The following is a 20,019-nucleotide window of genomic DNA, read 5'->3' on the forward strand; positions in this document are numbered from 1 at the left end:
AGTCAAACAAAATTCAGTGCTAGCACCGATGTATCGGGGAAAAGGAAGTTCTAGTTTTGGGCATCCTCTCACGCTCATGTACCCATCCCATGCAGTACAATTCCGCTTCTGCCCCTACTGCACAAAAGCAGTGTACTTCGGAGTTAACAAATGAGAAACCACTGGTTTTTACGAGCCAGATGCAGCGTTTAATATGCTTGGTAACGCTGTGCCTCAGTTCTATTACCTACAGTTTCGCGCAGGATAATACCGATTGTAATGCCATCCTGAGTCATGGTATTTACAATTACGATGAAATTAAGAGTAACTCACAATACCAGCGCGATTATCTCGACTATTTATACGAAGCTAATTTTCAAAGTTCTTCCCAAGCCACCTCAGCCGGAATAGATTTAAGTGTTCCCATCCCAGGTACGGATATAATTCTTGGCGGTAGCGGCAACTTTGATAGCAAAAAATACCAGGAATGGCGCCACACCTATAGTACTACGCAAATCCAGCATGTTAAATATGACCAGGCATACGCCCGTGTTCGGTCTTACACATCCTTGCCGCTCATTCAAGCTTGGACTACGTGTACTATGAAGAACGAAATCGGCCCGGTAATTGGCCTTTATCCCGTCGATGATAAGAAAGTAGAGCTACGTGCGAAGTTTGTCGGCCAAGCAGGAGTAGACGATGCCCGGCTAACGGCTGCTCTTGAGATTACAGGGGGAACGTTAGCTACTGCACTCACTGCCAATAGCCTACGAAAAAACGCCTTGTTGAATAGTGCAATCAAGTCAGTTACCCTGAATCGCAAGCCTGGTCAGACGTTAAAGGTTACGTTGCATACCAACCGTGGTGATAAATCACTTACCTACCCTGCGCCGCCGGTAGGGGTGATTGTGCGTTTTGTAGCTTCTCCTACTCAGTTATATACTGGCGACGTAGCCAACCTCAGTTGGGAAACTAATGCGCTCAGCGACATTAAATTAGATAATGAGGCTGTTAATGCTATCGATAGCCGGACTATCAAGCCAACCCAGTCTACAACTTATACCTTAACAGGTAAAACAGCTAGTGGCACCGTTACTAAGCAAAAAGTAACCGTCAGCGTTGTGCCTCGTCCGCGCACAATTGTTAGTGGAGAAGTTATTATCGAAGTCCCTATCTGGGCTGATGGCAAAAATGATGATACTAATATGTCTTTTGAAGTTAAAACGCAAAGTGAGTTACTCATTGCCGATGGCAGTAAGTGGGGCCCCGGTGAAAAGCTTGAGCTAAAGCCTAATAGTACTGGTAACATAGTCATGAAAATGAGAACGGCAGATATACCGACCCTAACCATTGATAATCTTTCTCGGATTCATTTTTATGTGCACAAAAACCCTAATGGAAATGATGGAATGACTTTTGCCACTCACGGCAGATTTTTTTTATCTGACGGCACTGTGGCAACATTCGGTACTACTTACCTCCGTTTGCAGTCTAATGACCCCCAATCCTGGGATGACTTACTGGATGTAACAATCCCCGCACCAGTCCCTCAACCCGTTGCCGTAACTCAACCTGCGTCTCCTATAATTACAGCCGCGCAACCAGCAGTAAAGGGTGCTGCTAAACCTCGTAAACCAAAGACAATTGCCCAAAGGCCCCGGCGTCGTGGCTGATAAACAACTAGAAATTAAGTTATTTAACAGTTATACATTAGCTGTTAAATAAAACTTGTGGCCTTTTGTGAGTAGAGATATAACCTCTACTCACAACTCCGTTTTACTTCTCGTCCGGCAGCAGCGCCCGCCGCACCGCCCCCAGCACCGTAGCCCGGTCCACTCGCTCCAACTCCTCTGGAAACTGCCACAGGTAAAACGTTGTCACCCGCTCCGCAAGCACTGCGGTCCCCAATTCATCTAAGTGCCGCCGCGGCACCCGCACCGCCCACACCTGCTTCGCCCACAGGTCTTGCTGAAACACAAAGTTCAGGTACTCCGCCGCCGGGTCTTCCAGCTGTACCCCGATCAAAAAACGCACGTTTGATTCCATAAAGTAGGTAGTAGCCCCTGGGGCTGGTAAAAAGTCCACGTACTGGGTTAGCCCCGCTTGCGCTGCTGCTTACCGCGCAGCTCCTGCCAGCAGTCCACCATCGCCCCGAAGGCCTCGGGCGTGAGCACCAGTGTCCAGTAGCGCACCCGGTCCCGCACGATATAGTCAGTCTGTCTATCCACATAGCCGGCTCGCCGCATTTCGGCCGCGTCACCGGGCTGCAGTACCGCCGCAAAGTGGGTATAGTAGTTGCCTTCAGGCGTCATCACCATCGTAATGCGCCGGTTGTGCAGGCGTCGCCGCACAAAGCGCCTGGTCGTAAAGCGTGCCGGCTGCTCAGCCGGCTCAGGGATAGGTAAGGGAGGGGTAGCCATAAATAAGATTAAGAAACTGTCAGTAAGTCTTCCAACCGGGTCGTGTAGGCCGGTGTGCGCCACGCCGCTTGCCCCTGCCAGGGCACCGGGCCGCCCCCCTTTGGCCCCAGCGCTGCCGCCAGCCGCACCGTACCGCGCCCGAACCGCTCATTGAGCCCGTCCAGCGTTGCCATCAGCTGCGCCCCGCGTGGCTCCGTAGTGGCTGCCTGCGCCGCTGGCGCGGCCTCGAACAGCCCGAGCTGCTGACCGCCCGGCGCTTCCAGCCCCGCCAGCACCACGCCCGCCTTCACGTACACCGCCCCCGGCTCCCAGAGCCGCGCCAGTAGCTGCCCGGCCCGCGCCGTCAACTCCCGCGTGTCGCTCGTGGGCACCGGCAGCGTCAGCACCGCCGAGCGCGAGTGCCCGCCCGCCGCGTCGGCGTCCGGCCCGAATCGGTTTTTGCTAATAAACACCGTCAGCACGTGCGCCAGCTCGCCCTGCCGGCGCAGCTTCTCGGCTGCCCGCGCCACGAACGAGGCCACCGCTCCCAGTACCAACTCGCGCTCGCGCAGCGGTCGCCCAAACGTGCGCGAACAGCTGATGCTCTGCCGGTGCAGCGTCCCGTCCTCACTCGGGGCCAGCCCCGCGCACGGAAACCCCTGCAGCTCGCGCACCAGCCGCGCCCCTACCACGCCGCCCAGGTGCTTGCGCGCCCAGGCCTCGCTCACCCGCGCCAGGTCGGCCGCCGAGTCCACGCCCGCCGCCGTCAGCTTCTGCGCGTACTGCCGCCCTACCCCCCACACATCCCCCACCGCCACCTGCCCCAGCGCCCAGGCCCGCCGCTCCGCCGAGTCCAGGTATAGCACCCCGGCCAGGGCTGTGTCTTTCTTGGCCAGCCGATTCGCCAGCTTGGCCAGCGTCTTAGTCGGGGCCACGCCCACGCACACCGGAATGCCGGTGCGCGCCCGCACCCCCGCCCGAACTTGCCGGGCCAGCGCGTCGAGGTCGCCCAAGTAGGGCATTAGGTGCCGCTGCAGGCCGCTCAAATCCAGAAAGGCCTCGTCAATGGAATACACCTCTACGCTCGGCACCGTGGCCCCCAGGTAGTGCATCACGCGCCGGCTCATATCCCCATACAGCGTGTAGTTTGAGCTGAACACCTGCACCTGCTCGCGCTGCAGCTGCGCCTTCACCTGAAAATACGGGTCGCCCATCTTCAGCCCCAGCGCCTTGGCCTCCGCCGAGCGCGAAATGATGCACCCGTCATTGTTGCTTAGCACCACCACCGGCCGCCCTTCCAGCCGCGGCTGAAAAACCCGCTCGCAGCTCACGTAGAAATTATTGCAGTCAATCAGCCCGAACATAGAATAAGGAGCAATAAGCAATGAACAGTGAGCAAGTAGTAGGGAGCAGTGGGAGAGGAGCAAGGCCGTAGCACTAGCGCGTCAGGAGCAATGAGTCGTTGATGAATAACTTCTCCCTACTACTTGCTCACTGTTCATTGCTTACTGCCTATCAGTCTCGGCTGAGCAGCAGCGCCGTTAGCTTACCCGGAATCAGCTCGTGCACCACGTGCGTCACCACGCCCCAAATGTGCAGCTCCTCACCCGTCTGTATCTGATAGGGCCGGAAGGCCGGATTGGCCGGCATCAGCCACCACGTGTCGCCCTTGCGCTCCAGGCGCTTCACGGTGCAGTCGCCGTCCACCACCGCCACCACGATGTGCCCGTGGTCGGCCTCCAGGTGCTTGTCCACGGCCAGCAGGTCGCCGGCGTGAATCTCGGCGCCCGCCATGCTCTCGCCCATCACCCGCACCAGGTACGTGGCGTCCGGATGCCGAAACAGCAGCCGGTTCAGGTCGAACAGCCCTTCCAGCTCATCGGTCGCCGGCGAGGGAAATCCCGCTGTTACCCGGTAGCTGAATACCGGCAAACAGGTGGGTAGCGGTGCTTCCTGCACCGGGATAAGCAGCACGTCGTACATAAAGAGAGGGGATGGAGGATAATCCTCAAAGTAAACGACTGCTAATCAAATTAGTCTGTTTGGCCACCAGTGAAATTAGTATTGTAGGCTGATGCTCAGGGTAAAAATTATTTTTAGCGTCTAGTAATAGCAAGGTAATTTAGCGAATTAGCAGCACTTAGCAAACTGAATTCCACAGCCTATCCAACTTGCCAATAAGGTTAGTACTACCTAAATTGGTAGTACCCTTACCCTGCTAGTGACCTTATTTCCTTATGGCAACCTCCCTGAAAATGTCCCTCCAGGCACCGGACGACGAGTGGCTGACGGCTGAGCCTGCCGCCGAGGCCGACTCCTATCCCGACGATACAGACGAGCAGCCCGCTACCGACTAGGCCGACGCGTTTACCGACGACCTACCCGCTACCGACGAAGCCAATCCCTTGTCGACGAACCGCCCACCATCACGTCAGCCCCCAGCGCCGCCGCCGCACCCTCGTAGACTTCAAAACCACCAGCTGCAAAGACCTCGCGCAGTTTCTCGAAACGGTAGATAAGTATGGCTACGACCGCTAGGCCGCGCTGGGCGCGCACCGCGTGGTGCTCATCGCTGTGCAAAAGAAGCCAGCGAAGGGTCAAGAGCCACAGGTATTGGTGCACGAGTTAACGCCTGACCAGATGGCGGCCGGGCGCAAGAAGTACAGCAAATTGCTTCGGTGCGTAGCCGAGCAGCGGATTAGCACTGACCAGTTAGCCGTGGGCATCGTGCAGCACCTACACCAGGCACCATGAACACCGATAATTCCTAGCTGTGGACGATGAAGGGAGGCGGTAAGATTAGTGTCAAAGAGATGGGTGACCAGCACCTCATCAACTCAATCCTGCTGCTCGAGCAAAATGCCGGAACCGAGTACCTGAACGAGTTTGCACAAACTTTTATGGGTTACGCGCCAAGCGGAGACGTGGCGTGTATAGCGTTTGATAATGCGTTGGATGATACTGTACTCTATTTCATCTTCCAGTAGTAACTATGACCACCTCCGCCCATATCCTGCATCAAGTATTATCCAATCGAGCGATTGCTAGTAGCTTAATAAATTATTTGCATACATTGCGTTTGTATACCATTTTTTCAAAGCAGCTATGCAGCCGAATTCTGAAGTAGAAGTACGCCCTGTCACTCAGGAACAAATCGCAGCTTTAAGAAATTGCGTCAATAGAAAGATAGAAGAATTTAACGGGAAAGGCCGGCGAAATAAGTACAGCGCTGCTATAGTGAAGGTACTTATTGTCGCCGCTTCTGTTGCTACCCCTATTCTAATCGGCTGGAAAGGTGTAGATGGAAAAACGGTAGAGCAACTTGTAAACTGGGCACTTATTACCAGTGCCATCGCGTCTGGCGCAACCACGCTGTACAATTTCTTCGATTATAAAGACTTGTGGGCACAATATAAAGTAGCAAGGAATGAGTTAGCATCTATCCTTGCCGAACTGGACTACTTAAAAGAATCCGGCCTAAAAAATATTAATGTGACTCAGCAGCAAATGGAAATACTTTTTAAAAAATACATCCAAGTCTGTACCGATACGAACAGCTTTTATCGAGAAACTCGCCTAGCGAAAGATGATGAGGGCACCAAGAAGTAAGGTATCCCCAGATACCCTGCACCATCGCCCGCACCGTGCATCGAGCACTAGAAGCCCCGACGAGCCAGCTAAGCCCGCCGGGGCTTCTAATTAGCCAATATCAATGGAGCTACCTCATTAATAGGAGGTAGTTGGGAAGCATTTGTCTTATACATAAGCAACAACCAGCGCAGAGAAGGCCTAATCTTGTTGATATCCCAGTAATAATAGTCGTCTTTTGATGTAATCCAGTCCCTGAATCTGCTGAACCGCAGTAAAGTGCTTTCCCAAAAGTTAGGGTTTAATGATTCATAGTACCGGGAAAAGGAAATAATTCCTTCTCGATTAGAGGTTGTGATTTTAAAGCTTGAGAAGTATAATTCCCATTTAGGATGGCTTACTTTATCTTTAGCCTTAATCTCGATTCTACTTTTGCAAAGTTTGTGATATAAATCAAATAGCTCATTATCGAAACGATATTCATTTACTTTTACAAAAACACATTTTCTTTCCAAGAACTTAGCTATACAAGTTCGATGGTGGCCACTTACAATAGAGTACTCATTGCCATATTGATTATAAATGACATCGTTTACTCCATATAGCTGAGGATTGTTAATCATCTCATTGCAATTAGCTTCTGTAACAATAGTTCGTTTTAAGTTGTCACGCATGTATTGCCAAGTCCAGCCAACGTAAGCACCAAAATAATTGCTGCTTGTTACAGAGCTTAGAAATACATGCTTGTAGTTGCAAACAGGGTTTGAGTCATGAAAAAAATAGAAGTTTTCTAATTGACTGGTTTCTTTAACCTCTTGCTGTTTCCAAGATATAACCATGAAATCTTATTGGTTAGTTATTGAGTTTGCATTGCTTATCTAACCCAAGCGTGGCCAGTACTGCACCACCATCGCCGGCAAGGCAGTCAGGTGAAAAGCCTCGACCAACCGGCCGTGGCTTTTCTTTACAGTAATATGCTCACCTACCGCCGCCACCGCTACGTCACCCGTTGGAACCGCCGCGCCGTTTTCGCCGTGGCCATCCTGCTGCTGCTGGCCCTAAGCTGGCGTGCCTACCACGCCTGGCAGCGGGCGCAGCCGTCCGCCCCGGTGATGCGCGGCCAACTTGCATACCACTAGTTTGTCGGCCCCGTGTCGATGCGCGCCTCCACTACGTTCTGCACGCTTAGCGGCAAGACAGAAAGCAAGTCTAAACCGGACGCCGCTTCAATCGCATTGATGGTAGTGCGGTAACCACCCCAAGCTGAATTGATATTATTATCATTGGGCGTGTTGATAGCAATAACGCGGGTGCTGCTCGTGATACGACCCACATCGTTGCTACCCACCGACAGCACCACCACCACTTTCCAGCAGTTGGCGGGCACCGTGACCTTACCGCCTGCAATTGTGGTCTGGTAGCCCGCGCTGCCTGTGCCGCCCCGGCCATAGCTGCCGCAGATAATGTAGAGTTCGTTGCCAGCCCGCACCAGCGTGCGGCAGTAGTCTTCTAGGTTGCCCCAGGTCTGTTGATTGTTGTTCGGAGCTTGGGGCATCATGTTGCTCATCAAGAACGTGGCCGAGTTATCGGCCACCGTGGCCGTGCGGTCAGCGCTGGGGCAGTTGTGGCCGCGGTCGAAGCCCGAGCCCGAGTAGTCCAGCGTTTTTACTTGATACCAGCCAGTAGGCAAGTCCATATCGGCTCGAAAATCATCCTGACGCGGTGCGCTGCCCAGGTCGGCCGCGCCCAAGTGCCAGCTTACCCACATAGGTTTGCCCGCGTCACGGTTGTAGCCAACTGTATATTGTGGCTTGGTCAGCAGGTAGTTTGTTGGCGATGAGGTGCTGTTTACAGCGCCGCTCGGGTTGCCCAGCGCCATATTGTCATTGGTATCGACGGTAGGGGTAGCATCCTCAGTTTTCGAGCAGGCCGTAACCAGCAATACAAGCGTAGCAAGCGCAGCTCGGCGCAATAGTAAATGTTTCATTGATAGAGTTGTGGGCACAAAGATGGGGTAGCCCGTTAGGTTGGCCATTATCTTGCCGGCTATGATGCTCTCCCAATTTCGACGGTTCTCGCCCGTGGTGCAGCTGTATTGGGTACTGAAATATGGTACCTTTCTAGCTCAGCGCTGGGAGACTGAGGGCGGTGTGAATCTTTACCACTTGCCTAATGAGGGGCGCGGCTTGTTTGTCGAGGTGGGGTATGAGGAATACGAGCAACGTGCCGTAGTGCTGCGCAGCTTCAGTAGCTCAGTTCCCTTGGAAGATTATGGGCACGGTGTGCAGCTACCAAAATTCTAAGTATCAGGACCAATACCCCGCCAAAGTATTATATTAAAATAAAGGCAAACCGACTTCATTCCTTCGGTCCTCCTTCGGTTCAGCTCCTATCCAGCACCGTATCAGCCCCTTCCCGCTAAAACCCAAAAAAGCCGACTCCCATCCAGGGAGCCGGCTTTTGCTTTGACGCCGCCTACAAGCTAAGAGCCTGGCACGAACGTCGTGCTAAAGAGGTGGCCCTGATTTGAAAGTACGTGCACGCGGTACGTGTCCGTCAACGTAGAGCCCAGGCTTCCTACCGAGATACCCGTAGTTGCTGACGAGTTAACCCCGCCCATGTCTGCTACCCCCTGTAGGAATCCAGTCGTTTCATTCCACACAGCCATCACCACCGCAAAATCGGCCGGGTCAGTACTGGCTACACCGAAATCAATTTCAATCACTTTTTGCCCATTCTGATACGTTCGCCCCACCGCGCTGAAATTATCTACCGTCAGCGGCGACGCCGCGCTGCTACCCAAACCCGCCAGCGTCTGCATTGCCCCCGGCAGCTCAAAACCCGGCGTGGCCGCGTCCACGATGTACACGCCATCCTGCACCAGCTGGGTCAACGAATTGAAGTTGCTGCTGGGCTTAAACGAGGTGTAACCAGTGCCCCCAGCATTGAAACCGTAGACAATGTTAAGATTATTCTTAAAGGGCGCAGTAGCCAGATTCAGGGCCGAAGCATTGAAAATAAATCCTAGGAGCTTTTTATCGATACTACTCATTTTCAAAAGATTATAGGGTTAAAAAAATAAGGCCGGCCCCAGTAGTACACCAGGGCCGGCCACTTTATTTCCAAGCCGTCAAGCTTAGAAGTTCACTACTGCGGCGAACGCGCCCGTGTGGGCCACGCCGGCGTGCGTGAAGCTGAATGGACGGCCCGCGTAGCGGTCATAGGTATCCACGCTGGCCACCTGCTGGCCGCCCACGCTGATAGTCATGTTGTAGGGCCCGCTGCTGCCGGTAGTCAGCTCGTTAAAGCTGAGGCGGTCACCAGCCGAGGCGGTGAGCGTCGTGCCAGCTGCTGTGCCCGAAGGACCAGAAATGTTCGTGCCGAAGCTCTGGGCTGAGCCACCACCAGCCGGAGCCGTAGCTATGCTGGCCGTAGGGCTGGCATCGGTGTTGTCCGCCCGGCGAGCAAAGGCGTAGACTGCTAGCTCGCCGGCCGCCACACCCGCCAGGTACGAGGCCGTCACCTGCACCGAGCCAGCGGCGCGGGTGACGCTGCCCAGCGATTCGGCTACTTCCATCGTTGCGGTACGCACAATAGCTACGTACACCTTATCCGAGGCCAGCGCCTGGTTGCCGTCGCTGTTGTCGGTCCAGCTGATGGTTTTGCCCGTCGCCGAGTTCGCCATCGTCAGGCCCAACAGCGGCGCCACGCTACCCGTCGATACGCTCAGCCGCGAGTAGTCGATGATGGCCATGCCGTTCTGGTCCAGCGACGTGAAGGCGATGTTTTGGCCCACAAACTGGTTGTAGCCACTTTGAAAGCCTACCCGCTTGTAGCCGGCCAGTAGCAAGGAACCAATGGCCTTGGCCAAGCGGCCGATTTCTGCAAATTTAGTGCGCTGCTGCACCTGCAGCGGCGACTTGCTGTTGTTGCTGCCCACCTTCTGGCGCAGCAGGTTGACACCCGCCGTGCTGCTGAAGGTGAGGCCGCCCGCGCTACCCTCAATGGTGCCGAGCATGGAACGAATACGAGCCATAAATAAAGATTACTAAAAGTTTGATAAACAAGTTGCTGGCTGACTTTGCTAGTCAACTTACCAGGAGCAGCCCGCCCAGGCAGTCGCTTTTTCTTGCGCGTTGTAGGCCCGCCAGATACCCGGCCGCACTACCCGCGTCGTTCCACATTTCCACAGCCCCCGGCCGGCCGCCGCCGCCCGCTGCTGCTGGCTAGCCAGCGCCACCAGCTGCCCGCTCGGCGCGTAGGCCCACGCCCAGCCCCGCGCTACCAGCAGCGAATCCAACGATACCCCCGGCGGCGTCGAGAAGGCCACTGGCCGCAGCTTCACGCGGGCCAGCGTCCGGCCGTACCCATCCGCGCCCCCGCTGAGCAGCTGCACGTACTTGCCCAGCACCAGCGCCCGCACCGAGTCGGTAGCCTGCGCGCCAAAGGGTTGGTCATGCTCGGGCGCATCCACCTGCAGCAGCCGCACCCGCGCCGTGGCCCTGCCCACCTGCACCTCGTAGGTGTCCGCATCCACTACCCGCACCACCGTAGCCAGCTGCCAAGTTGGCCGCCCGTAGCTCAGCGCCGGCAGCACCACCGGCTTAGGATTCTCCTGCACGATGCGCCACAGCTTGAAGGCCCGAATGGTATCAGCTGGCCCCGTCAGCCCTAAAGCTGCTGAAGCCCGGTGGCAGGCCACCGGGCCCAGCCCAGCAGCCACCACGCCTACCCCCATCAGCGCCACCACTACGTGCACCAGCACTCGCAAAAATTCGCTTAGCCGCATCATGCCAGCAAACCTACTGGCCCCTTCTTTGCGTTGTATATTCGGCTGCCCAACTATACCCCAAAGTAACCCATTTTTATGCCCCAGGTCGTTATCTACCCTAAAGAGGCTGCCCAGCTCACCGGCAACGGCTATGAGGCCAGCAAGCGCCTTCTACAGCGGATTCGCGCTCGTCTGGGAAAGGAAGCCCGCGCCTACGTATCGGTGCGCGAGTTCTGCCAGTACACCGGCCTGGCCGAGCAGGAAGTAAGCGCCGCTCTGGGCACCCACTAATGCCCACCGATGGCCAGCCCCGCCGACCGCGGCGGGGCTGGTCAGCTAGGCGGCACCCGGTACCACTGCGCACACTGACCCGGCTGCCGCGCCGGCATCACTGACTGGTAGCCCTTCCCACACCCGCCGCATAGTTTGGTGCTGAAAATCCTCGATAATCTTGGCATAAATCAAGGTAGTCTGTATTTTCTTGTGCCCTAGCACCTTTTGCAGTACCTCCACAGGCATTCCACGTAGCAGGCTTTGGGTCGCAAACGTGTGCCGAGCCGTGTGCATCGTCACTAGTTCCCATTGCGGCACCGCCGAGCGCAGCAAGCCCCCACCGCCCGTACTCACCAAGTCTACCGGCGAGGTAAGCCCAGCTAGCTTGGCCACGCGCTTGAGGTATCGGTTCACCACCTGGTTAGCCTGTACGGGTAGGAGCCGGGCCCGCTCGCCGGCATACTTATCCAGAATAGCTGAGGCTGCTGTCGTGAGGTAAATACTCACACCAGCCCGCGTTTTGCTCTGTACTAGCTGCAAAACCTTACCCCCCTGCCACTCCCGAACGTTGCCCGGATGCAAAGCCGACACGTCGGAGTAGCGCAGCCCGGTGTAGCAGCAGAACAAGAACACGTCGCGCACCGGCACCAAGTTGGCCGGCAGCATCGCTGTAGCTACCAGCTCCAAGTCGGCGGCCGACAGGTAGAGCTTTGGCGAGTCAGCCGGCTTAGCCACTAGCTTGCACAGCTCGACGCTTACGGCTACTCCCCGCTCATCGCGTAGGAAGCGCAGGAAGGATTTTAGGTCTTTCACCGCCGTGTACATAGTGTTTGGCGCTAACCCGCGCACTTCGCGCAGGTAGCCCAGCAGTTCATCGTGGCGGGCCAGGTCGTAAGTGGTGGGGTCCAATACAGCGCCGCTGTGCTGCTCAAAGCCGACTAGCCAGTTGCGGGCCACCACATGCTGGCGTAACGTTTCTTTGGCATAGCCGCGGGCCCGTAGCGCGGTGCGGTACTGCTCGTACCACACGCCCACCGACTGCTTTTCGACCACTACCACTTCCGGCGCGGGGGCCGGCCGTAGCGCACTACGCAAACCAGCAAGGGTAGGAGCATCGCCCGCCGCCCGCAGCTGGCGCCACCACGTCAGCACATCGGTCGTAAGTCGGGTCAGCAACTGGTTGGCTTCCTCCGCCAGCGCATAGGAACGCCGAAACTGTTGCCGGTCAGCGTTCCAGTCAGCGGGCTTGCATTTTTCGCCGGTGGCAAATTTGAGGCGGGCACCGTCGAAGTACACCACCAGTTGAACCGGGCAGCGGCCAGCCTTATTGAGCAGGTCGGTGCGAAGCACAAATTGGGTTGTCATAAAATGAGGAGCGTAATGAGGGGCGCCGCTCGTGTAGCAAACCCCCCGTTTCGCGTAGCAGACTACCGATTGGCCTGAACGCAAAAAACCCGGAAAACCGCCTCTGCTATGCGAGAAGCTGTTTTCCGGGCGCTCCGAGTGTATATAACTGAGCCTCCTGTCGGACTCGAACCAACGACCCTCTGATTACAAGTCAGAAGCTCTACCAACTGAGCTAAGGAGGCTTAATCGTAGGGCAAAAGTAAGCCGCAAAGTGCAACCGGTCAACTTTGCCGGATAATAAAAAAGGGACGCACCGGCTGGCGCGTCCCTTTTTAGGTAGGTGCTAAGGGGTTAGCTCCGTAGTTGCTTGAGTTGTTTTTTCAATTTTTCGATGCGCGTGCGGGCTTCCTCCATGCGGCCCTGGTACTCCTGGCGTAGCTGGTCGGCATTTTTGGAGCGAGCGAAGAAGTCAAGGTTGGTTTGCAGGGTAGCCACGTCGTTTTCCAACTCCTGAATTTGACGGCGCAGGCCAGTTTCCTTGCGAGTAAAAGCCTGCTGGGCCTGGGGCCGGGCCTTGAGACGGGCAATCTCCAATTGGAAAAGCAGGTCTTCCTTTTCGGTTGGGGTAATGCCGGCCGTCTGGTCCAGGTACTTACCCATGAGAGTGGTAAACTGCTCCTCGCCACGGTCTGAGGTACCGCCGGTAGTGGTGTCAAGCTCCTGCCAGTCAGCAATAATGGCGCGGAAATCTTCCAGCGTGCCGGGGGTGCTGGCCGAGAGGGCCGCTACCTGCTGGCCAACTTTATCCAAGCGGGTAACCTGCTCGGCGCTGGCGGCCGACTGGCGCTCCTCGCGCTGGCGGGTTTCCTGCTTGGGGCGCTCAAACACGCTGTCGCAGGCGGCGCGGAAGCGCTTCCAGATTTTATCGGCCTGCTTCTCGGGCACGCGGCCCACGTCTTTCCACTCCTTCTGCACCCGAATGATAACACTGCGGGCCTCGTCAAAATCGGCGCTTTGCTGGGCGGCTTCGGCCTGCTCGATGAGGGCGTACTTGGCCTGCAGGTTGGCGTTTTTCTCCGAGTCGAGGCTCTTGAAGAACTCGTTTTTACGGTTGAAGAAAGCCTTGTAGGCGTTCCAGTACTGCTTGTTGAGCTGGTCGGCCTGGGCGCGGGGCACGGGGCCGGCGGCTTCCCACTCCTTCTTAATCTCCTGCAGCTCGTCGGTGCGCGAGCGCCACTCGTTCACGCGCTCCGTAGTGAAGTCGGCGAAGGGCAGCACGCGCTCCAGCAGAGCTTGCTTCACGGTCAGGTTTTGCTGCTCCTGGGCCGAGCGCACGTCCACAAACTCTTTGCGGCGCAAGTGCACGGCCTCCGAGGCGGCCAGGAAGCGCTGCCACAGCGGCTCGCGTTGCTCGCCGGGCACGGGCCCGATGTGCTTCCAGTCGTCGTGTAATTTCTTGAGCTCATCCAGCGCTTTGTTGATGCCGGGGGCATCTTTCAGGGCTTCGGCGCGGGCCACGAGGGCTTCCTTGGCTTCCTGGTTGCGGCGGCGGTCCAGTTCTTTAAGCTCATAAAAGCGGCCCTGGTTGGCATAGTAGCGGTCGAGCAGGCCGTGGTAGGTATTCCAGGTTTCCTGGCTATCGGTCTGGGGCACGGGGCCGGTGGCTTTCCAGTCGGCCTGCAATTGCTTGAGCTTTTGCGAGCTGTCCTTGGTTTCGGCGCTTTCCACGAGCTGGCGCAGCTGGCCGAGCAGCTCCTGCTTGCGGGCCAGGTTCTGGCCGCGGTTCTGGTCTTCGGCCTTGGCATCGCGGGCGCGGCCTTCGCGGAACTCCTGCAAGGCCTTATTCAGCTCAGTCTGGCTGGCCGGGGGCTGGAAGCTGAACTCCTGGGGCGCGTTGGCGTCTTCGGCCAGCTTCTGGCGCGAGGCGGCGCGGGCGGCGGCCACGTTGGCCTCGTACTGGCGGCTGAGCTCAAAAATCTGCTGGCGGTTGCGGCGCGCATCGGGCCGGCGCAGCAGGTCGATGAGGTGGGCGGCCTGGCTTTCGAGGTCGAGTTCGGCAAAGTCGGGGGCCGGCGTTTCGGGCACGTAGTCGTCGCTTTCCTCGCCGGCAGCTTCGTGCTGGTGGTCGATTTCGGCCTGGTGAGCCGTAGCGGCGGTATCGGTGGCCGACGTGGGCAGGGTAGCCACCCCGCCGGGGGCATTCTCCAGGTCCTCAGCCGAAGCGAGCTGGGCTACCGGGGCCTCTTCGCCGAGTGCCGGGGGGGTAGGGTCAGCCTCCGCATCGAGGGCGGCGGGCGTCATGGCGTCACCGTAATGCTCGACGGCCCGCGCCTGTGGAGCCGAGAGGTGCTCGGCCGCTACTTCGGCGGACACGTGCTGGGCCGTTTCGGTGGCGGCAACGGCCTCGGGGGTGGCCGGGTCGGGGCTGGCAGTGGGGGTAGGCGGGGCCGGAGCGGCCCCGGCGGCCGCCAGGCTGGGCGCAGCGGGGGCATCTTCCAGGGCTTCGGCCAGGCCGGGCTCCGAGAGCAGCGGGTCAGCCTCCGTCTGAGTGGCACCCCCGCCGGGGGGCACGGCCGCGGCGGGCGGGGTATCGCTCAGGGCCGGGGCCGCGGGCGTGGGCTCGGCGGTGCCGGCCGACTGCTGGGCGCGAATTTCGGCCAGGCGGGCTTCCACAATGCTGAGGCGGTCGGCGGCCGGAGCCGGGGTGTCACCCTCTTGGTGGGCGGGCGAAGTGAAGGCGGGGGTAGGGGTTTCTTCGGGCAACATAAAGCGAAGCAAATAACCGGCGGCCGGGGCCAGGTGGGGTTGGGAAAAAGAGGAGGGGGTAGGCGGCCGGAACGGAGGTCAGAAAAAAAATTAGTTCAGGCGCGGGTCCAGCGGATAGTTAGCAAGGGCGCGGTAGCGACCCCCTTTTTCGCGCAGAATCGTGCGCCAGAACGCATCAGACTCCAAAGTAAACACTTTCCCGGCAGAGGCGGGCTGCCGAATCCAGGAGCCGCGCCCGATTTCTTCTTCCAGCTGCCCCGCCGACCAGCCCGAATAGCCCACAAACAGCCGCACCACGGGCCCGGCTTCGGCATCGAGGCCCGCCAGAAACTGGTCAAAGTCGCCGCCCCAAAACACGCCCTGGCCCAGGGCGCTGGCGCCGGGCAGCTCGGCCCGCTGGTGCACAAAATGCAGCGTATCGGGCTGCACCGGCCCGCCCGTAAACAGCGGCAGCCGGGCCACCGGCCGGCCCGCCGTGGGGGGTAGGGCCAGCACATCGCCCAGCAGCAGGGGGGTAGGGCGCGTGAGCACCAGCCCAAAGGCGCCCTCCTGCGGGCTGTGCCGGCACAGCAGCACCACGCTGCGCTCAAAGTTAGGGTCGCCCAAAAAGGGCTGCGAAATAAGGAGCGTACCGGGTTTCATAAGAAGGCGACCAGAGGAGGAACAGGCAGGAAAACAGCAGTACGTAGGCAAGGGCGGGCCGGATGATGCCGCCTACCTTTGCCCAACCAGAAGTAGCGGCTGTTTGCTTCCGCGTAGTGATTATTTCTTAGCGCATGATTTTTTCTGTTTCTGAAGTGCTGGCGCGCGCACGCACGCACTACCGGTCGGCCCGCCTGCTGCTGGCCGGGGGCGTGGCGCAACTGCTACTGCTGCTGCTCACCTACGACAAGCTGCTGCTGCACCCCGGGCAGTACCTCATTGTAGACCACTACGATGGCATCAAGAGCTACTACTCGCTGGCCACTTTTTTGCGCCAGCCACTGCGCGAGGGGTTGCTGGAGCACGGGCAAAACTACCCGTTTGGCGAGTACATCTTCTACACTGATATTGCGCCGCTAGTGAGCGTGCCGCTGCACGTGCTGGTACGGCTGGTGCCGGCGCTGGCCCCCTACGGTATCTATTTGTTCGACGTGTTTATGTTGCTGGGGCTGGTACTCAGTACCCTGCTGCTGGTGAGCATCTTGCGGCGGCTGGCCGTGCCGGGCTGGCTGACGCTGGTGCTGAGCGTGGCGCTGCCCTGGCTCAGCCCGCAAGCTTTCCGCCTGAAAGTGGGCCACCTGGCTCTTTCGTATACGCCCGCCATGCTCCTGCCGCTGTGGCTGCTGCAAGGGCTATACGGGGCCTGGCGGGCGGGGCGGCCCACCGGGCGCTGGTGGCTGGGCCTGGGCGCGGCGCTGGTGGCCGAGGCCTGGGTACACTTCTATTACCTGGGCGTTGTGGGCGGCTGGCTGGGCTTCTTCTTCTTGTGCTGGATTGGCCGCGAAGCCCTGGCGCGGCGCCCCTGGCGGGGGCTGGCCGGGCGGGCCGCCGCGCTGCTGGGTAGCGCGGTAGTGCTCACCTTTGGCGTGTTGCAGGTGCTGGATAAGCGCCACGGCGACCGGCCTGCCGGCAGCGGGGGCTATGACTGGATAGAGTGGAAATTTCAATTCGGGGCGCTCTTTCGGGGCGGCGACTTTTACAAGATTCGCTTTTTTCTGGAGCGCACGAACGAAGTGCCTTATGAGTCAACGGCTTACCTGGGAGCCTTTGTGCTCTACGGACTGGTGGCGGTGGGTGTGTTGGCGCTGGTGGCCCGCTACCAGCACCGCCAGGGCCTGCCCGACCCCGGCCTGCTGCCCCCGCTGCCCGGCCCCACCAATGCCAACCGCGCCTTTCTGAGCCTGCTGCTGGCGGCGGCCGTGCCCCTGGCCCTGGCCGCGCTAGGCGAGTCAATCGACGTAGATAACGGTAATTATTCGCTGCATAACTACTTAAACCCCTTTTTGTGGGTGCACAAGGTCACCGACCGCATCACGCAGTTTCGGGCCCTGGGGCGCTTTATCTGGCCTTTTTGGTGGGCGGTGGTGCTGGGCTTTGCCTGGTACGTGGGCGATGCCTGGCGGCTGGCTCAGGCCCGGCCCCGGCGCTGGCTGCAAGGCCTGTGGGTAGGGCTGGCCGGCCTGGCCGTAGCTGATGCGCTCCACGCTACGCACTTCTACGCCACCATTACGCAGCGCCCCAATCTGCTGGCCCCGCCGGCTACCGAGGCTGTACGCGCCCTGGTAGGCTGGAACGAGCCCGGCCGCTACCAGGCCCTGCTGCCGCTGCCCTTCTACCACTCGGGCAGCGAGGGGAAGGAAGGGGAAATCTACTATAACGTGGACCCCGACGACCCGCACTGCAACCAGACCTACCAGTTGGGCATGGTTACGGGCCTGCCTCTGATGGCGCACAAGGCCACCCGCACGCCGTCCTACCAGGCCCGCGAGCTGATGCGGATGTTCCAGCCCGGCGGCCCCGACCAGGCATTGCTCCAGCGCCTCGACAATCGCCCCATTCTGGTATACCTGGACACGACTTACTACAACGGCACCAACAACATGTACCGCGACGAGCTGAAGGACCGCCCCGAAGTATTGGCCCTTTTCAACCGGGGCCCCGACTTTATTCGGGAGCAGCACATGCGCCGCCTCGCGCATCAGGGTCCTTATTCGCTCTACGAGTGGCAGCCGAAGAAATAGGGGCGCTAGGGGAAGACGCTGCGGCAGTCTTCGCTCCCCGCTCCCAACGCCGACTTTTTAACCTAAATACCTAAGAAAATATGACCGACGCCGAACTCGCCGACCTGCGCCAGAGCTACTCCCAGCGCACGCTGCTCGAAGCCGATGTGCAGCCCCAAGCCGTGGCCCAGTTCCGGCAGTGGCTCGACGAAGCCGTGGCCGCCCAGCTGCCCGAGCCCGCCGCCCTCACCCTGGCCACCGTAGATGCCGCCACTGGCCAGCCCAGCCAGCGCGTGGTGCTGCTTAAGGGCCTGCCCGACGATGCGGGCTTTCTCTTCTTCACCAACTACGACTCGCGCAAGGGCCACGAGCTGGCCGGCCAGCCGCTAGCGGCGCTCAATTTTTTCTGGCCCGGCCTCGAGCGCCAGGTGCGGGTAGAGGGGGTAGTAGAAAAAGCTCCCGAAAACGTTTCAACCGAGTATTTCCAGAGCCGGCCGCGTGGCAGCCAGGTGGGCGCCTGGGCCTCGCCCCAGAGCGAGGTCATTGGCAGTCGCGAGCAGCTCGAAGCCCGCGAGCACGAGGTCGAAGCCCGCTTCCAGGGCCAGAATCCGCTGCCCCGGCCCCCGCACTGGGGCGGCTACGTGCTGCGCCCCACGCGCCTCGAATTCTGGCAGGGCCGCCCCAGCCGCCTCCACGACCGCCTGGTGTACGAGCGCACGGAGGGGGGTAGCGACTGGAAAATTAGCCGCCTGGCCCCGTAATACGGTAAGTGAGTAACTGAGTAGGGCTTAGTCCAGTTGCTCACTTACTCAGTTATTCACTTACCGTGACCTACTCATTTACCCATTTACCCATTTACCGCTTGGCTGAAATACAACCCGTGCGGGGCTGGCGCTACAACCCCGTCCTGAGCGCTGAGATTGACGAAGTCGTGTCGCCGCTTTTTGACGTGGTGAGCCCGCGCCAGCGCGAGGCGCTCTACCAAAATCCGCTCAACTCGATTCACCTCTCGGTGCCCCGCGCCGAGGGCGCCCTACCCCCCGCTGAGGCCGCCGCGCGCCGCCTGGCCCGGTGGCAGGCTGAGGGCGTGCTGCGGCAGGATGGCCTGCCGGGCATCTACGTGTACTACCAGTACTTCCGGCTGCCGGGCGAGGCGCGCGAGCGCTGCCGCAAGGGCTTCATGTGCCACATTCGGGCCTACGACTGGGCTGAGAACGTAGTGCTGCGCCACGAAAACACGCTGCCCGCCGCCGTGAGCGACCGGGCCGAGCTGCTGGCTGCCCTGCAGCTGCAAACCAGCGCCACCCACGGTCTGTACCGCGACGAGGCCCTGGAGCTGGAGCAGCTCATGGATGAGGCCATTCAGGACCCGCTCTGCCAGACGGAGGAAGACTACCAGGGCGCGCGCGACGTGCTGGCCGTGATTCAGGATGCCGGGGCCATCCAACACTTTCAGCGGGTGCTGGCCGGCCGGCAGGTCATTCTGGCCGATGGCCACCACCGCTACGAAGCCTCGGTGGCCTACCGCCAGGCCCGCGCGCGGGCCGCCGGCCTGGCCGGTAGCACTGGCCGCGAGCCCTGGCACTACCACCTCATGTACCTCACCAACGCCGCCAGCGACGACGTGCGCATCCTGCCTACCCACCGGGTGCTGCGCGAGCTGCCCGGCGGCCTGACTGATGCCGAGCTGCTGGCCCGGCTGGCCGTCTACTTCACGGTGCGCCCCCAGGTGGAGGCGCAGGATTTGCCCGAGCTGATGGCCGGCAAGCGCTGGGCCTTTGGGCTGTACCTGCCCGGCGGGGCGGCTTATAAGCTGCGCCTGCGCCCCGAGGTGCACGCCCAACTCGACTGGGACACGACGCCCGAGGTGAAGGACCTCGACCTGACGGTGCTGCACTATTTCGTGCTCGAAAAAGTGCTTGGTATCGTGGGTCCCGAAGCCCAGCGCCGCTGGCCCGGCGTGGCCTACGTGCGCGGCCTGGCCGAGTGCCTGCAACAGGTAGACCGCGGCGAGGCCCGCGCCGCCTTTCTCACCAACGAGGTCACGATGGCCCAGGTCGAGGCTGTGTGCCACTCGGGCGCCGTGATGCCGGCCAAGTCCACCTTCTTCTACCCCAAGGTGCTGGCCGGCCTGCTCTTCAGCAGCGTGCACGACGAGCCGCCGACGGTATTTGACGCCGTTTTCAACCCCTGA

The 20,019-nt window shown here is 59.5% G+C and carries 21 protein-coding genes and 1 tRNA gene; 8 read left to right on the forward strand and 14 right to left on the reverse strand.

What is annotated here, in order from left to right; translation table 11 throughout:
- Positions 1-89 precede the first annotated feature (89 nt).
- Complete coding sequence (locus tag E4631_RS15615) at positions 90-1,652, forward strand: hypothetical protein (RefSeq protein WP_133656369.1); 1,563 nt, start codon at positions 90-92, stop codon at positions 1,650-1,652.
- Between the two features lie 103 nt (positions 1,653-1,755).
- Here the strand turns inward: E4631_RS15615 and E4631_RS15620 are convergent, their stop codons facing one another.
- From E4631_RS15620 to E4631_RS15640, 5 genes are all read right to left on the reverse strand, one after another.
- Positions 1,756-2,013 carry a hypothetical protein gene (locus tag E4631_RS15620; protein ID WP_133656368.1) on the reverse strand — a complete coding sequence of 86 codons (258 nt, stop codon included), beginning with the start codon at positions 2,011-2,013 and terminating at the stop codon, positions 1,756-1,758.
- Positions 2,014-2,072: 59 nt separating this feature from the next.
- The gene (locus E4631_RS15625; RefSeq protein ID WP_133656367.1) at positions 2,073-2,399 is read right to left on the reverse strand and encodes a hypothetical protein; all 327 of its coding nucleotides are present in this window, start codon (positions 2,397-2,399) and stop codon (positions 2,073-2,075) included.
- 8 nt (positions 2,400-2,407) lie between these two features.
- Positions 2,408-3,742 carry a Y-family DNA polymerase gene (locus E4631_RS15630; RefSeq protein ID WP_133656366.1) on the reverse strand — a complete coding sequence of 445 codons (1,335 nt, stop codon included), beginning with the start codon at positions 3,740-3,742 and terminating at the stop codon, positions 2,408-2,410.
- Positions 3,743-3,893: 151 nt separating this feature from the next.
- Positions 3,894-4,361: a LexA family transcriptional regulator gene (locus E4631_RS15635; protein ID WP_133656365.1), complete on the reverse strand. Its 468-nt coding sequence runs from the start codon at positions 4,359-4,361 to the stop codon at positions 3,894-3,896.
- A gap of 402 nt (positions 4,362-4,763) precedes the next feature.
- Positions 4,764-4,979 (reverse strand): hypothetical protein, encoded by a 216-nt coding sequence (locus E4631_RS15640; protein WP_133656364.1) that lies wholly within the window; start codon positions 4,977-4,979, stop codon positions 4,764-4,766.
- Between the two features lie 504 nt (positions 4,980-5,483).
- Here E4631_RS15640 and E4631_RS15650 point away from each other — a divergent pair.
- Positions 5,484-5,987, forward strand: coding sequence for a DUF4231 domain-containing protein (locus E4631_RS15650; protein WP_133656362.1), 504 nt, complete (start codon positions 5,484-5,486; stop codon positions 5,985-5,987).
- A gap of 86 nt (positions 5,988-6,073) precedes the next feature.
- On the opposite strand, the gene E4631_RS15655 is transcribed toward E4631_RS15650, so the two are convergent.
- Entirely contained in the window at positions 6,074-6,805 is a 732-nt protein-coding gene (locus tag E4631_RS15655; RefSeq protein ID WP_133656361.1) for a hypothetical protein, read from the reverse strand.
- A 135-nt stretch (positions 6,806-6,940) separates the two neighbouring features.
- Between E4631_RS15655 and E4631_RS25950 the strand changes: the two genes are divergently transcribed.
- Entirely contained in the window at positions 6,941-7,105 is a 165-nt protein-coding gene (locus E4631_RS25950; protein ID WP_166647988.1) for a hypothetical protein, read from the forward strand.
- Here E4631_RS25950 and E4631_RS15660 read toward each other — a convergent pair.
- Positions 7,102-7,953, reverse strand: coding sequence for a DNA/RNA non-specific endonuclease (locus tag E4631_RS15660; RefSeq protein WP_133656360.1), 852 nt, complete (start codon positions 7,951-7,953; stop codon positions 7,102-7,104). The genes E4631_RS25950 and E4631_RS15660 overlap by 4 nt on opposite strands.
- Before the next feature lie 61 nt (positions 7,954-8,014).
- Between E4631_RS15660 and E4631_RS15665 the strand changes: the two genes are divergently transcribed.
- Positions 8,015-8,269, forward strand: coding sequence for a hypothetical protein (locus tag E4631_RS15665; protein WP_133656359.1), 255 nt, complete (start codon positions 8,015-8,017; stop codon positions 8,267-8,269).
- Between the two features lie 179 nt (positions 8,270-8,448).
- Here E4631_RS15665 and E4631_RS15670 read toward each other — a convergent pair whose 3' ends face one another.
- From E4631_RS15670 to E4631_RS15680, 3 genes are all read right to left on the reverse strand, one after another.
- The gene (locus tag E4631_RS15670) at positions 8,449-9,018 is read right to left on the reverse strand and encodes a hypothetical protein (protein WP_133656358.1); all 570 of its coding nucleotides are present in this window, start codon (positions 9,016-9,018) and stop codon (positions 8,449-8,451) included.
- Positions 9,019-9,102: 84 nt separating this feature from the next.
- Positions 9,103-10,002 (reverse strand): DUF6266 family protein, encoded by a 900-nt coding sequence (locus E4631_RS15675; RefSeq protein WP_133656357.1) that lies wholly within the window; start codon positions 10,000-10,002, stop codon positions 9,103-9,105.
- Between the two features lie 57 nt (positions 10,003-10,059).
- Positions 10,060-10,758 (reverse strand): thermonuclease family protein, encoded by a 699-nt coding sequence (locus tag E4631_RS15680; RefSeq protein ID WP_240734959.1) that lies wholly within the window; start codon positions 10,756-10,758, stop codon positions 10,060-10,062.
- A gap of 75 nt (positions 10,759-10,833) precedes the next feature.
- Between E4631_RS15680 and E4631_RS15685 the strand changes: the two genes are divergently transcribed.
- Positions 10,834-11,028 (forward strand): hypothetical protein, encoded by a 195-nt coding sequence (locus E4631_RS15685; protein WP_133656356.1) that lies wholly within the window; start codon positions 10,834-10,836, stop codon positions 11,026-11,028.
- A 45-nt stretch (positions 11,029-11,073) separates the two neighbouring features.
- On the opposite strand, the gene E4631_RS15690 is transcribed toward E4631_RS15685, so the two are convergent.
- From E4631_RS15690 to E4631_RS15705, 4 genes are all read right to left on the reverse strand, one after another.
- On the reverse strand, positions 11,074-12,375 hold the full coding sequence (locus E4631_RS15690; protein ID WP_133656355.1) for a tyrosine-type recombinase/integrase: 1,302 nt from the start codon (positions 12,373-12,375) through the stop codon (positions 11,074-11,076).
- Between the two features lie 151 nt (positions 12,376-12,526).
- A tRNA-Thr gene (locus E4631_RS15695) sits at positions 12,527-12,599 on the reverse strand.
- A gap of 109 nt (positions 12,600-12,708) precedes the next feature.
- Complete coding sequence (locus tag E4631_RS15700) at positions 12,709-15,123, reverse strand: DUF349 domain-containing protein (protein ID WP_133656354.1); 2,415 nt, start codon at positions 15,121-15,123, stop codon at positions 12,709-12,711.
- A 90-nt stretch (positions 15,124-15,213) separates the two neighbouring features.
- A complete protein-coding gene (locus E4631_RS15705) occupies positions 15,214-15,765 on the reverse strand; it encodes a YqgE/AlgH family protein (protein ID WP_133656353.1) in 552 nt (183 codons plus the stop codon).
- A 134-nt stretch (positions 15,766-15,899) separates the two neighbouring features.
- Between E4631_RS15705 and E4631_RS15710 the strand changes: the two genes are divergently transcribed.
- The 3 genes from E4631_RS15710 (at position 15,900) to E4631_RS15720 (ending at position 20,019) form a co-directional block, all read left to right on the forward strand.
- Positions 15,900-17,846 carry a hypothetical protein gene (locus E4631_RS15710; RefSeq protein ID WP_133656352.1) on the forward strand — a complete coding sequence of 649 codons (1,947 nt, stop codon included), beginning with the start codon at positions 15,900-15,902 and terminating at the stop codon, positions 17,844-17,846.
- Between the two features lie 80 nt (positions 17,847-17,926).
- Positions 17,927-18,586, forward strand: coding sequence for a pyridoxamine 5'-phosphate oxidase (gene pdxH, locus E4631_RS15715; RefSeq protein WP_133656351.1), 660 nt, complete (start codon positions 17,927-17,929; stop codon positions 18,584-18,586).
- Between the two features lie 101 nt (positions 18,587-18,687).
- On the forward strand, positions 18,688-20,019 hold the full coding sequence (locus tag E4631_RS15720) for a DUF1015 domain-containing protein (protein ID WP_133656350.1): 1,332 nt from the start codon (positions 18,688-18,690) through the stop codon (positions 20,017-20,019).

Origin of the sequence: Hymenobacter sp. UV11 (assembly GCF_004684095.1) — a bacterium.
Lineage (GTDB): Bacteria > Bacteroidota > Bacteroidia > Cytophagales > Hymenobacteraceae > Hymenobacter.